Annotated in this window: 10 protein-coding genes and 2 pseudogenes; 6 read left to right on the top strand and 6 right to left on the bottom strand. The window is 37.7% G+C overall.

What is annotated here, in order from left to right; translation table 11 throughout:
- Positions 1-11: 11 nt before the first annotated feature.
- Positions 12-1,369: pseudogene (locus tag UP17_RS27700) on the bottom strand (IS1182 family transposase).
- A gap of 930 nt (positions 1,370-2,299) precedes the next feature.
- Between UP17_RS27700 and UP17_RS14970 the strand changes: the two are divergent.
- Together UP17_RS14970 and UP17_RS14965 are read left to right on the top strand one after the other, a co-directional pair.
- A complete protein-coding gene (locus tag UP17_RS14970) occupies positions 2,300-2,680 on the top strand; it encodes a hypothetical protein (RefSeq protein WP_250211678.1) in 381 nt (126 codons plus the stop codon).
- The gene (locus tag UP17_RS14965) at positions 2,670-3,140 is read left to right on the top strand and encodes a hypothetical protein (RefSeq protein WP_061463800.1); all 471 of its coding nucleotides are present in this window, start codon (positions 2,670-2,672) and stop codon (positions 3,138-3,140) included. Before UP17_RS14970 ends, UP17_RS14965 begins: the two co-directional genes overlap by 11 nt.
- A gap of 156 nt (positions 3,141-3,296) precedes the next feature.
- Here the strand turns inward: UP17_RS14965 and UP17_RS14960 are convergent, their stop codons facing one another.
- Positions 3,297-3,872, bottom strand: coding sequence for a DUF2238 domain-containing protein (locus tag UP17_RS14960; protein WP_061463799.1), 576 nt, complete (start codon positions 3,870-3,872; stop codon positions 3,297-3,299).
- A gap of 4 nt (positions 3,873-3,876) precedes the next feature.
- Positions 3,877-4,458: a DUF2238 domain-containing protein gene (locus UP17_RS14955; protein WP_061463798.1), complete on the bottom strand. Its 582-nt coding sequence runs from the start codon at positions 4,456-4,458 to the stop codon at positions 3,877-3,879.
- 970 nt (positions 4,459-5,428) lie between these two features.
- Here UP17_RS14955 and UP17_RS14950 point away from each other — a divergent pair.
- A complete protein-coding gene (locus UP17_RS14950; RefSeq protein WP_155727334.1) occupies positions 5,429-6,493 on the top strand; it encodes a M14 family zinc carboxypeptidase in 1,065 nt (354 codons plus the stop codon).
- Between the two features lie 305 nt (positions 6,494-6,798).
- Here the strand turns inward: UP17_RS14950 and speB are convergent, their stop codons facing one another.
- Entirely contained in the window at positions 6,799-7,767 is a 969-nt protein-coding gene (gene speB, locus UP17_RS14945; RefSeq protein ID WP_061463796.1) for an agmatinase, read from the bottom strand.
- 420 nt (positions 7,768-8,187) lie between these two features.
- Between speB and UP17_RS14940 the strand changes: the two genes are divergently transcribed.
- Positions 8,188-9,534: an APC family permease gene (locus UP17_RS14940; protein WP_061463795.1), complete on the top strand. Its 1,347-nt coding sequence runs from the start codon at positions 8,188-8,190 to the stop codon at positions 9,532-9,534.
- Between the two features lie 148 nt (positions 9,535-9,682).
- On the opposite strand, the pseudogene UP17_RS14935 reads toward UP17_RS14940, so the two are convergent.
- Positions 9,683-10,998 (bottom strand): annotated as a pseudogene (locus UP17_RS14935) (IS1182 family transposase).
- 538 nt (positions 10,999-11,536) lie between these two features.
- Positions 11,537-12,388 carry a MurR/RpiR family transcriptional regulator gene (locus tag UP17_RS14930; protein ID WP_061463794.1) on the bottom strand — a complete coding sequence of 284 codons (852 nt, stop codon included), beginning with the start codon at positions 12,386-12,388 and terminating at the stop codon, positions 11,537-11,539.
- 221 nt (positions 12,389-12,609) lie between these two features.
- Between UP17_RS14930 and UP17_RS14925 the strand changes: the two genes are divergently transcribed.
- Positions 12,610-12,996 carry a PTS sugar transporter subunit IIA gene (locus UP17_RS14925; protein ID WP_061463793.1) on the top strand — a complete coding sequence of 129 codons (387 nt, stop codon included), beginning with the start codon at positions 12,610-12,612 and terminating at the stop codon, positions 12,994-12,996.
- Positions 12,997-13,008: 12 nt separating this feature from the next.
- The gene (locus tag UP17_RS14920) at positions 13,009-13,479 is read left to right on the top strand and encodes a PTS sugar transporter subunit IIB (protein WP_061463792.1); all 471 of its coding nucleotides are present in this window, start codon (positions 13,009-13,011) and stop codon (positions 13,477-13,479) included.
- Positions 13,480-13,484 lie beyond the last annotated feature (5 nt).

The following is a 13,484-nucleotide window of genomic DNA, read 5'->3' as shown; positions in this document are numbered from 1 at the left end:
AGCCCACTATGTTAGGCCATTTTTGGACCTCCCCATGTCCAATTGGCCATCTTCTTTAAATTAATGGCAGCGAAAGTAAGCATCGCCTGCATCGACAATTTTTTAAGTCCCCTTAAAGTTGTCCAACGCATACCATGCTTTTCTTTTGCATCTGCGAATACACGCTCAATCGTTTCTTTACGTTTCGCATATATAGTTTTTACATCTTGATGATGACGCAGATGATCTGCTTCTTCCACATGGTGTTTGCCAAATATGCCGTGTCACCACTTTTTGATGGTCTTTGCTTTCTGTACACTGAGATAAAAATGAGCATGTCGCACAAGTGTGTTTGGGTGATTTATACTCGCGATAGCCCTCTTTATTGGTTGTTGAGTACTTTAATAGCTCTCCCGAAGGACAAAGGTAACAATCAAAATGTTCATCGTATAATAGTCCTGTTTGCGGAAAAATCCTTCTTTGGTGCGAGGACGTGTATAAGGTAAAGCCGGTATGATTTCTTTGTTAAATAGGTAGCTTGTAATCGCTGGTGTTTTATAAGCTACATCTGCGGCAACGGCTTCCGGTTTTCCAATTTTCTCAATCACTTGTTCAACTAGTGGCTCTAAGATCTGACTGTCATGTATATTTCCAGGTGTTACAATCGTTCCCAATACAAAACCGTTGCGGTCTGCGGCTGCGTGGAATGAATAGGCAAACTGTTTTGTTCGTTCATCTTTCACATAGTAGCCACTCTCAGAATCCGTTGTACTTTCTTTAATCTCTTTGGTCTCTTCTTTATCAAATTTATCTGATGGAAAAGGCTTCTTTCCATGGTTTTCACGATCTTGATTGATTTCTTCTTGAAGACGCCCTTGATACGCTCGTGTTTCTTTACGAACGATTTTCTTTTCAAATTTCCGTTTATTCGCACTGGCTTTCACATGTGTGGAATCCACGAAAACGTGTTCAGCACTTATTAACTTTTTATTAGCAGCTGTCATTAAAATGCGTAGAAAATCTGTTCAAACAGGTCTGTATCTTTAAAGCGTCGCTCATAATTTTTCCCAAACGTAGAGAAATGAGGTACTTTATCATGGAAACCATAGCCTAAGAACCAACGGTAAGCCATATTAGTTTCAACTTCTTCAATCGTTTTACGCATGGAACGAATACCGAAGGTATATTGAATGAATGTCAGTTTAACTAAAATAACTGGATCAATACTTGGGCGTCCTACCTCTGAATACATATCTTTCACCAAGTCATAAATGAAAGTGAAGTCAATGGCAGCCTCTAGTTTACGAACCAAATGGTTCGGTGGCACCAGTTGATCTAACGTAATCATTTCAAGTTGATCTCGCTGAATAGAGTCATGTTTCGAAAGCATCCTCATCACCTCAAGTTTTAATACTTCTATTTTAAAACAAAAGCGACTCAGGGCAAAAGTGTTTATCTAAAAGATAAGACAAAGTTGATTGGAACGGAAGGTACGAGACTCCTGCGGGAAAAGCGCGTCTAGGGGAGACCCCGCAGGCGAAAGCCGAGGAGGCTCCCCGACCGCCCGCGGAAAGCGAGTGCCTGGAGTGGAAATCAACGGCCAAATTGTACAACTCATAAAAAATAGACAAACTCGATTTTCCTCGAGTTTGTCTACAGTCTGAGAACGATTCCTTTAATGGAATCGTTCTTTCAGTTTGTCGACAAAAGGGTTTCGGAATGTATTAATTCCGAAACCCTTTTGATATTTACTTGGAATTTTGCTCAAGATTAAGAGCTTGGGTCTCTACGAGCCCACTATATTATGCCATTTTTGACCTTGCCGTGTCCAAATGCAATCTGAGGACTTGGATTATGGTGAATATCAAATTCATGGTCGCGTTCAATTTCGTCTCGATTAGCTGATGCAAGCAGAGCTAATATTATTTGGCCTTTTTGTAAGTGTTTGCACCCTTTAAAGCTTAGATTAAAAGCTACTTATTTCACTAAACTTATCAAAGGAAATTTTTCCTGCTGACAGGATTGTGCTTTTAGCGTGGGCTAAATACTAACATTATAAAAAACCTTCATCATTTTGACCTAACTGGTCCTAAATAGCGAGTCCTTTTTTTATGGTAATATTGGCCTCATATGGTATAATAGTTACAGAGAAGGAGTGTGTTAGCTATTGATAAACCTGAAAACATGCTAATTATTCCTTTTTTATATTTGTTACGTGACTATTATCGTATTTAGTACTTTTAAATCGAGTTTTTGAACAAATCAATATATAATTAGAAAGCGAGATAATAGATTTAAATTTATTAAGGAGGGACATAGAATGATGGAATGGGCTCTAATCATTTTGTTTGGTGTAGCAGTTTTACTGTTCATTTTATCGTTTATTAAAAAGGATTCTGTAAAAGTGGACAGTCAATTGGAACAGCTTGCTATCACTTTTGGAAATGAAATGAATGTATTACAGGAAAAAATCAGGAACATCGAGATAGATGCTGAAATTACGGTGCAAGAGGCAGGCATTCTTGCAATGTCTTCCGAAAAGCGGAACTTGTTGCGTGAAGTACTCGACCTACATAAGCGAGGCTATTCATTTGAAAGCATCGCACTGAAAACAAAACAGACGGAAAATGAGATAGAAGGCTTGCTTACTCCTTACATTAAAACGAAGAGTGAAAGGAGAAATGTGGCCAATGACATCTAAATCAATGCGCAGCTTTGCCGGTGGCCTTATTGTTGCGGCAGGTTTGTGCGGTGCAGTGTATTTCTTTGGTCCAAGTGAAGCGACGGGCACTTCAGAGAAACTAACAGAAGATGAGATGAAAGATTCTCTGGCTTCTGAAGGGTATGTCATACATACAGAAAAAGAATGGGAAGATCAAATTGCTGAAGCAAAGTCGATTAAAGATAAAGCGGAAGCTGAAAAAGAAAATGTAAAAGAACCAACAGAGAAAGTCATATATCGTACAGTTCTGAGAGTGTCTAAAGGCTCGACAAGCATCGATGTGGGTAAAACCCTTCAAAAAGCAAAAGTCATTAAGAATGCCAATAAGTTTTCAGACGAGGTTGAAAAGAAAGGCAAGGCCAACGGACTACGACCTGGAACATATGTGGTAGATAGTGAGATGACGACGGATAAGATCATATCCATCATATTTAAATGACCATAAAAACCGGCCACTATGTGATGGTCGGTTTTTATATGCAGTCAACTCAATGTTACCATTTCAATACTTAAGATTTGATTAGCCGATTTTTGCATAAACCTTTAACAATTAAGATGAGATGAAATGGAAGATTGTTAAAACATGTGAACTTTTTCATGTTTTCCTTACCTTAACCTTTGTCCGAACTCCGGCCCACATTGCAATAATGAGACCTCCAACAGTATCGGCGATTAAATCTGTCATTGTATCTTTATTTCCTCCGCCTTGTAATGTCATTCCGAATAATTGATCAGAACTAAATTCGTAGATTTCCCATATAACACCACCAAGTGCTGCGAAAGAGAGGGTAAACAAAAAGACAAACCAGGGGGATATCCCATTACCTGCATTTCTGTGTACCAAACGTTCATATAAAGCAATTGCAGTAAAAGCAAGAAGGGATCCACTTAGAAAATGTAAGAATGTGTCCCACCACCCCAGTCCATACCAGCCTAAAATAGATCCTAAATATTGTGAACCGAACAAGAAGATTAAATAGGAAATGATAATGGGCAGATTGAATTGAAGCTTAGTAAATAGGGCCAATAGCAGGGGAATTGCTCCACAAACCACACCACCTATCGAAACAAGGGATTTGAAAGTTTCATCGGTTGTATAGTAAAAGATAGATAAAGCTGCCATGAAAAGTACATAGACCAAACTAAATGAAATAACTAACTTACGATTCATATGATTACCTCTGCAAATTATCATGATTTTTTTGTACACTAGAATAAATGGAGATAAGAAGACCGCCAGTAAGACCGAAAATCATATCGTACATAGTATCCTTATTACCGCCTCGCTGCATGGTTTGAGTAAAAGTCAGGTCTCCTGCGAACTCATAGATTTCCCAAAGAACAGTGGAAGTGACTGCAAGTGAGAGAACAAATAGAAAGATGATCCAACTTGAAATATCTTTTCGCGCCCCTTGAGGGATGAAAAATTTATAGAGAGCAATTCCAACAAAGCCGATAAAAATGCCCTTGTAGAAATGAAGGGTAGAGTCCCACCATTTAAAATCCACATAAAAATTTGCAATTGACCCTAAAAATGTCGTACAGAAAACAAAAACATAAAAACCAATAATGATCGGAATGTTAAAGGGATTATGTTTAACAAATAATAATGAAATGGGCAAGGCACTTACCAATATACCCCCAAGAGCTACCATCCATCGGGAAGAATCATCTTTAATGAGGTAAAGGATGAATAAAACAGTCATAAATACTACAAAAACTAAACTAAGAATAATGATTATTTTATGTTTCAACATACCACCTCATTCATAACATTCATTGGATCATCCTATTGTATTCAACCAAAATGCAACGGTGAAAATGGATTTTTTCGAATTTCCAGCCTATTTTTATGATGATCTTTATTTGCCCCAACTCGCATTATTATAATTACATTGGCTACCATAAGTGCTTTCTTTATAGTGGGCCCAAGAACCAAGATATCCAGAATGATAACCAGAATTAAAATGATTCCTCCGATCAATATCAGGCATAAAAAGCTTTATTCTTTTAGTGAACTTTGAAGGGGAAATCATTAATAATATAACAGGTTTAGTGAGATTTACCAATATCAGCTGGGTGTTTTGTATATTGCTTAAGGAATGATAGAAATTTTTAAAAAATAGTAAGTAATATGAAGAAAATTTCCAACCTTTCGTGTAAAAGTTTCAAAAGCCGAACTTTCGAACTTTCAAGACAACAACTACTACAGCTAAAGGAGAAGGGGTATGTAAAACAACCTTTCCAACTAAATACAAAGGATTAATTGTTGAAATGATCAGGCATTCACCTTTTTGTTTGTTCCTTTCTTCTTAATACTTCTTATTTTTGGCCATTCATGTTCAAGTTATGCATATAGATAAATTAAATTGAATGGTCATGGCCTTCCTTCTAGAATTCTACCCTTTTTCATTATTCGGGCTCGTTTTCCTGGCTTTTTCCTAGTTATAATATCTAAAAGGGAGGCAGCACGCACCTTATAGTTAATTAAAAGTTGACCAAGTTTTAAGCAGATACCCAACTCATAAAAAACCCATAATACGGCATCAAATTGATGGCAAAATTTATAAAATCATTCCGGAAGTCCTTTCAAGTTATATTGTGTGTAAAATGGAAAATTTTTCGGAAGAATAGGTATTTTTCACTATTAACACAAAGTGTTAAAAATGTCAGAATATTAGTAATAGTTATTTTTATGATTGTTAAATGAAAAGGGAGGTTTTTTTTTTGAATTTTAAGAAGAAAGTTCTAACAGTTTCATTATCTAGTTTAATGTCTTTAAGCGCTGTAACAGCTGTTGCGCTACCAGTCGGAGCGGTTGGTAATGGCCCCAGTGCTGGAAATGGTCAAGTGACAACTTCAAATCTGCATACATATGAAAGCTTGGTAAGTTATCTAAAAACCCAGGATGCTAAACAAGAAAGGTTGGCATTGGAAGTAATCGGGGAAACGGTAAAAGGAAGAGATATTTATCTTGCGAAATATATTTCCAATCCTAAAAACCCAACTATACTATTTTTAACTCAACAGCATGGAAATGAACAGCTGACTACTGAGGGTGCATTGGAATTCATTAAACATTTAGGAACGAATAAGACTAAAGGGATATTGGAAAATGTTAACATTCTTATCATTCCAATGTTAAACGCAGATGGGGCAATGGGAGATGTTAATTTCTCTCTTGATGACTATTTGGCAAAGGGTGATCGACATCTAACCCGGGCAAATGCAAACGGGGTCGACTTAAACCGGGAGCATGATAAAAAAACCAATCAAATGCAAGTCGAGGTAAAAGCTTTACACGAAAATGTATTTGCAAAATACGATATCGATTACATGATAGATTTACATCATCAAGGGACGCTAAGCGAAACAGATGGTGAACTTGTTTCAGGTTCAATACTTTATCCTACAAACGCAAACGTAAAGCCTGAAGTGCTAGAAGCTTCAAAAAAACTGGGTGCTGTTGTATATAACTCAATTGAACCTACTGGTTGGGGCCATATTGGTAAATATGATGGCGGTTCAGGAGAAAATATAGGCCGTAATGGTGCGGCCGTTCGTTATGATATTGCAACTTTACTCTTTGAGATGCGGGGGATGTCTGACCACAATGTCGAGACAGTTGCACTTGGACAAAAAAGTAATGGCTATCTAATAAAGCAAACAATCACCACTTTGGATGCAGCTGTTAGAGCTATTGCTGATCATTCAATTGAAACGGTCGATGCAGGCTTTTGGAACACCCTGCCAACACAAACGAATCGTTCTGGGGGAGAATCAGACGAATAATATGGTGGCACATCCCATTCTTTCTATTGGGATGTGTTTTTTCATTCCCTTTTTTGTTATTCCTAATAAACCGGAAACAGAATGAAGTTCGAAATTTTCCAACAAGATAGAAGCGTGAACAAGGATTTATTCGGGAGACTAAATTGTTCACCAGTTGATATAAAATTATTTACAGGGAAAATAGCATATAAATATACAAAAGGCATCTGCTTTCACTAAAAGCAGGTGCCTTTTGTATATGGGATCCATTTTGTTATTGTTTCATGACCTTTAGCTTGGATCTTTCCCTCCTATAGATAATCATCCTATAAACTATTTTGGGTCGAATTCTCCTTTTTTTGTTCTTCTTTTAGCTGTAAGGCTACTAAACTGGCAAAGTCATGAATGATGGTGGCTGCCAATAGTGATGTAATTTGTGTTGGATCGTACGGTGGAAGGACTTCCACCAGGTCGAACCCAATAAAGTTGAATCCTTGCAGAGAGCGTATCATTTCTAGGGTTTCAAAGCTATTTAGACCGCCGACCTCCAGAGTGCCAGTACCAGGGGCACAGGATGGATCAACAAAATCAATATCAAAGCTCAAGAAACATGGTGTATCCCCAATGGTTTTCTTGACCTCCTTCACGACATCTTCGATTCCTCTTTTCTTCAGCTCGGGAGTAGTTATCACATTGTAACCTAGATCTGTACTTGAATCTATATCTCCTGGATGATTGAGCGTGCCTCTGATGCCAATTTGGAAAACTTTATCCGTTTGGAGCAAGCCTTCCTCATATGCACGGATAAACGGGGAACCATGCCAATATTTTTCATCATAATAAGTATCCCAGGTATCTGTATGTGAATCAAAATGAAGAAGTGCAACAGGACCGTGTATTTTTGCGGCAGCTCTTAGATTAGCCAATGTTACTGAATGATCCCCTCCGATGCCGATTGGAATGATACCGTTTTTCATCAAGTCTCCCATAGCCTTTTCAATTATCTCATAGCTTCGATGTATATTATGGGGAATTACCGAAACGTCCCCAATATCAATGGCATTACATTCGTCAAACGGAAATACCTTGTGAATGGGATGGTAAGGAAACAACGTCATGGATGCCTGGCGGACAGCCTGTGGAGCAAACCGAGCTCCTACCCTGAATGAAGCAGCTGTATCAAAAGGCATACCTACCACTGCCAATTTGGCATTTTCTCTTGAAGATGGTAGGCGCATAAATGAACCGGTCGTACAAAACTCTGGTTTAACATCAGGGGATAAAGGATATTTCATTTTTCTATTCCTCCATTTTCTTATAACGATGATAGTTTTGAAACTCATATAAATGAATTCCTATGGATGATTAATTATGCAATTATCATGCCAAGTCACAGTAAGTGGTTTTTTGTAGCTTCTAACCAGATATCATTTGAATGGAATATGCAAGTGCGAATAATTTATGGGAAATTGAATCGCCAATTATAAGATGCTGAACGACTTTTATTCCTATAAATCAATCCAATGCAGGTAAGAATGCAGGAATAAAAACCATTTCTAGCGTAATTCATTTATCGAAGTAAACCGAAATCAGATGGCACAAAACTTGCATTAAGGTAAACAGTTGCAATTCTTATAAAGAGGGAGGTATTGAAATTATCAATTAAAAAAATATTGATCCTACTATTTGAAAACGGTTACAAGGAGGAATGATAGGTGGGGAATGAGGTAACATTGAAAAGAACGCTGAAATTATGGCAAATTGTTATGATGGGGTTAGCCTATATGACACCCATGGTCGTATTTGATACATTTGGCATAGTATCTGGGATTACGGGGGGCCATGTGCCGACTGCTTATATCTTCGCGTTGGTAGGGATGCTTTTTACAGCTGCAAGCTATGGAAAACTAGTAAAGGTTTTTCCCGCGGCAGGTTCTGCCTATACTTATACGCAAAAGGCCATTAACCGACATTTAGGATTCCTGGTAGGATGGTCTTCGTTGTTAGACTATTTATTTTTACCTATGGTAAATGCATTGTTGACCAAAATTTATCTCACTGCTTTATTTCCAGAAGTTCCATCATGGCTATGGGTAGTATTATTCGTAGCAATTGTCACCATTCTCAATCTCCGCAGCGTTAATGTACTTGCTAACTTTAATGCTATTTTTGTTTTAATTCAGATTGCCATCATGGCAGTGTTCATCATTCTTGTTATCAAAGGTTTGCACAATGGAGAAGGTACAGGAGAAGTGTTTACAATAAAGCCTTTCGTAAATGAAGGAATGGACTATTCGGCAATTATAACCGGAGCCACGATTCTTTGTTTTTCCTTTTTGGGGTTTGATGCGGTAACGACACTATCTGAGGAAACGCCAAATCCGAAAAAAACGATTCCAAAAGCGATATTTTTAACTGCACTTTGGGGTGGAATCATCTTCATTACCTCTTCTTTCTTTATTCAGCTCTTTTTTCCGGATATATCGCGTTTTAAAGAACCTGATGCTGCGTTACCGGAAATCGCCCTTTATGTAGGTGGAAAGCTATTCCAATCCATTTTTCTGTGCACGACTCTCGTCAATACGCTAGCATCAGGACTCGCATCACATGCTAGCGTTTCACGACTTTTGTATGTCATGGGTCGTGATAAAGTGTTTCCGGAAAAATGGTTTGGGTTTATTCACCCTAAGTGGAAAACGCCAGCCATTAATGTTCTCATAGTTGGAGTCATTTCATTGTCGGCTTTATTCTTTGATCTAGTCACAGCTGCATCACTGATCAACTTTGGTGCACTAATGGCATTTACCTTTGTAAATCTGTCAGTGATCAGCCATTTTATCATCCGGGAAAAAAAGCATCGTACTATAAAGGGATATATCAATTACTTAATTATGCCTTTAATAGGAGCTATATCAATTGGCATTCTCTGGATCAATCTTGAGACAAGTTCACTAATAATAGGGTCAGGGTGGTTTATTATTGGTTTTTGTTATTTATTATATATCACAAAGGCATTCCGAACGGCCCCGCCTCAATATCAAGTTGAAGAGATTCAACTATGAGACTCGCAGGGAAAAACGCATCCTAAAAAGGATGCGTCAGTTTGTAGACAAAAGGGGTTCGGAATTAAAAAATTCCGAACCCCTTTTTGAGATTCCCTTTGAATTTTTGCCTGAAGTTAGGAGATTGGGGCTCTACGAGCCCACTATGTTAGGCCATTTTTGGACCTCGCCATGTCCAATTGGCCATCTTCTTTAAATTAATGGCAGCGAAAGTAAGCAGCGCCTGCATCGACAATTTTTTAAGTCCCCTTAAAGTTGTCCAACGCATACCATGCTTTTCTTTTGCATCTGCGAATTCACGCTCAATCGTTTCTTTACGTTTCGCATATATAGTTTTTACATCTTGATGATGACGCAGATGATTTGCTTCTTCCACATGTGTTTGCCAAATATGCCGTGTCACCACTTTTTGATGGTCTTTGCTTTCTGTACACTGAGATAAAAATGAGCATGTCGCACAAGTGTGTTTGGGTGATTTATACTCGCGATAGCCCTCTTTATTGGTTGTTGAGTACTTTAATAGCTCTCCCGAAGGACAAAGGTAACAATCAAAATGTTCATCGTATACATAGTCCTGTTTGCGGAAAAATCCTTCTTTGGTGCGAGGACGTGTATAAGGTAAAGCCGGTATGATTTCTTTGTTAAATAGGTAGCTTGTAATCGCTGGTGTTTTATAAGCTCCGGTTTTCCAACTTTCTCAATCACTTGTTCAACTAGTGGCTCTAAGATCTGACTGTCATGTATATTTCCAGGTGTTACAATCGTTCCCAATACAAAACCGTTGCGGTCTGCGGCCGCGTGGAATGAATAGGCAAACTGTTTTGTCCGTTCATCTTTCACATAGTAACCACTCTTAGAATCCGTTGTTCTTTCTTTAATCTCTTTGGTCTCTTCTTTATCAAATTTATCTGATGGAAAAGGCTTCTTTCCATGGTTTTCACGATCTTGATTGATTTCTTCTTGAAGACGCCCTTGATACGCTCGTGTTTCTTTACGAACGATTTTCTTTTCAAATGTCCGTTTATTCGCGCTGGCTTTCACATGTGTGGAATCCACGAAAACGTGTTCAGCACTTTTTAACTTTTTATTAGCAGCTGTCATTAAAATGCGATAGAAAATCTGTTCAAACAGGTCTGTATCTTTAAAGCGTCGCTCGTAATTTTTCCCAAACGTAGAGAAATGAGGTACTTTATCATGGAAACCATAGCCTAAGAACCAACGGTAAGCCATATTGGTTTCAACTTCTTCAATCGTTTTACGCATGGAACGAATACCGAAGGTATATTGAATGAATGTCAGTTTAACTAAAATAACTGGATCAATACTTGGGCGTCCTACCTCTGAATACATATCTTTCACCAAGTCATAAATGAAAGTGAAGTCAATGGCAGCCTCTAGTTTACGAACCAAATGGTTCGGTGGCACCAGTTGATCTCGCTGAATAGAGTCATGTTTCGAAAGCATCCTCATCACCTCAAGTTTTAATACTTCTATTTTAAAACAAAAGCGACTCAGGGCAAAAGTGTTTATCTAAAAGATAAGACAAAGTTGATTGGAACGGAAGGTACGAGACTCCTGCGGGAAAAGCGCGTCTAGGGGAGACCCCGCAGGCGAAAGCCGAGGAGGCTCCCCGACCGCCCGCGGAAAGCGAGTGCCTGGAGTGGAAATCAACGTCCAAATTGTACAAGCCATAAAAATAGACAAACTCAATTTTTATCGAGTTTGTCTACAGTCTGACGCATCCTAAAAAGGATGCGTTTTTTTACTATTTGTATTTAATCATCATTTTTTCCATATGCAAATGGATGCTTATGAATGAATTCATATGTCTGGAAGAGTGTATTTTTAACCATGATTGCAGCGGCTAGTAACAACCAGCAATAGTGTTCAAAGCGGTCACCAAATATTAGTAGGGTGATAGATAGGGATAATGTCGGACGACTGAATATTCTTGTTTACATGACGTTCTAAAATTAGCAATACAAGGATGAGTTTGTCCTGGCTATCTTCTAAGACGAAGAATCTCTTCACGTGCTTTTTGATAATTATCTATGGTTTGTTTATCGATTCGATGAAAAACACTTAAGAAAAGAGCATCAACCATGTTAAGTTGCAAGATTCTAGATGCTATACTGCCGATTCGGTGATCATGTTCGATGTCAGGAAAACAAAGTTGTATACTAGCTATTTTCAATAAAGGAGACTTTGTATAAGCGGTTATTGCCAATACTGGTACGTTTATCTTTTTTGCATATGAAGCCATCTCCAATACATCTTTAGTTTTTCCGGATGTGGAAAAAAGGACTAATGCATCTTCTGATGTGAAATTGGAAACATAGGAAATCACTGTATGAAAGTCAGTGTTCATTCCTGTAGTAACGCCAAGTTTAGCAAATTTATTACTGGCATCTAATGCAGCTGTAGAGGAGCCCCCGACACCAAAAAAAGCAATTTTCTTTGCCTGGCTTAAGCATTCTACTGCTTTTTCAAACTCTTTTTTGTTCAGAGTTTGTCCTAAAGAGTCTAAAGCAAATTTATTGCTCATTGTCACTTTTTGGAAAAGTTGATAGGGAGTATCATTTTCCCGTAATAAAGAAAGATCATTAATGTTGGCATTATTTGAACTCATTTCTTTCACCAATGTATGTTGAAAGGTTTTAAAGCTTTCTATACCCATTCTTTTACAAAAACGGACAACACTAGCTTGGGAAACATTAGCGTTGATTGATATTTCTTGAATCGTGTAAGTTTGCACCAAATCTGCATGGTCTAATATATATTTGGCTACTTGCCGTTCAGCACGTGATAAGGAATCGGCTTTTTCTTTGATTTTTTGTAATAAAGTTGAGCTCATAGTATGTCCCCTTTATTAAAGATTTTAATAACTGCATGAAAACTTCTTATTGTTTCATTTATATCATAAATGAAATGTTTTTTGCACATTTAGAAAAAAAAAATGCCAATTATGAAATTTTATTTCCTTTTTTTTTAATTAAACCTTGATTTAATAATTCTTTTTTTATAAGATAAGTCTATAAAAATATTCAAAAAATTCTGTTATCAGGAGGGGATAGTTTGAATCGGGCCATTTTACTTGTAAGTCATGGGAATTTAGCTTCGACTATGAAAGAAAGTGTAGAGCTTATAGCAGGGATACAGCAGCAACTCTTTGCATTGTGTATGGATGACCAAGTAACGTTAGATTCATTTTCAAGAGAACTAGAAGCGGCAGTCAATCAATTGTTGGATCGGTACAAAGAAATAATCATTCTGGCAGATATTAAGGGGGGAACCCCATGCAATGCAGCTACACTTCAAGTGTTAAAAAATAGCCGGGTACAAGTAATCGCTGGTTTCCATTTAGGTTTAGTTATTGAATCTTGCCTTTCACCTGTAAGTCCCAAAGAGCTTTTAGCAAATACTTCCCGGAGTATTTGCTATATAAACCCCCATAAATATTAAGGAGGAATTGTAATGAGTATCGTTGTAACCCGTATCGATGAACGCCTTATACATGGGCAAGTTGCTTATTCATGGAGTGTTGCTTATCAAGTCACAGAATTTATTGTAATTGATGATGGCGTCGCAAACGACCCTACACAACTTTTGTTACTTAGCATGGCAGTCCCTTCAGGAAAAAGACATGCTATCCTATCTGTCGAAGATGCAGTGAAATATTTTGATGAGCAGTCAGATCTGGAAAAAACACTTATCGTAGTAAAAAGTCCTCGAGTCCTTTTATCTCTCATTGAAAAAGGGATCATTCTACCTTCAATAAATGTAGGTGGCATGTACTATAAAGAAGGAAAACAGGAAATTAGTAAAACCGTCTTTATGGATGAAGAAGATAAAGCTGTTTTTCTCAAGATTAGAGATCACGGAATCCCTTGTGAAATCAGAACCTCTCCTAATGATAAATCTATTAATTTATTTACCAAGATTTAGAGGTC

Source organism: Peribacillus simplex (assembly GCF_001578185.1).
Taxonomy (GTDB): domain Bacteria; phylum Bacillota; class Bacilli; order Bacillales; family DSM-1321; genus Peribacillus; species Peribacillus simplex_A.
The sequence above is the reverse complement of the archived record's forward strand: the minus strand, read 5'-3'. Positions and strand labels throughout refer to the sequence as shown.

Bases quoted from the DNA above. Each gene is read 5' to 3' on its own strand.
- UP17_RS14960 (WP_061463799.1), bottom strand. From the start codon at position 3,872: ATGAATCGTAAGTTAGTTATTTCATTTAGTTTGGTCTATGTACTTTTC.
- UP17_RS14955 (WP_061463798.1), bottom strand. From the start codon at position 4,458: ATGTTGAAACATAAAATAATCATTATTCTTAGTTTAGTTTTTGTAGTA.
- UP17_RS14930 (WP_061463794.1), bottom strand. From the start codon at position 12,388: ATGAGCTCAACTTTATTACAAAAAATCAAAGAAAAAGCCGATTCCTTA.
- UP17_RS14920 (WP_061463792.1), top strand. From the start codon at position 13,009: ATGAGTATCGTTGTAACCCGTATCGATGAACGCCTTATACATGGGCAA.
- UP17_RS14970 (WP_250211678.1), top strand. From the start codon at position 2,300: ATGATGGAATGGGCTCTAATCATTTTGTTTGGTGTAGCAGTTTTACTG.
- speB (WP_061463796.1), bottom strand. From the start codon at position 7,767: ATGAAATATCCTTTATCCCCTGATGTTAAACCAGAGTTTTGTACGACC.
- UP17_RS14965 (WP_061463800.1), top strand. From the start codon at position 2,670: ATGACATCTAAATCAATGCGCAGCTTTGCCGGTGGCCTTATTGTTGCG.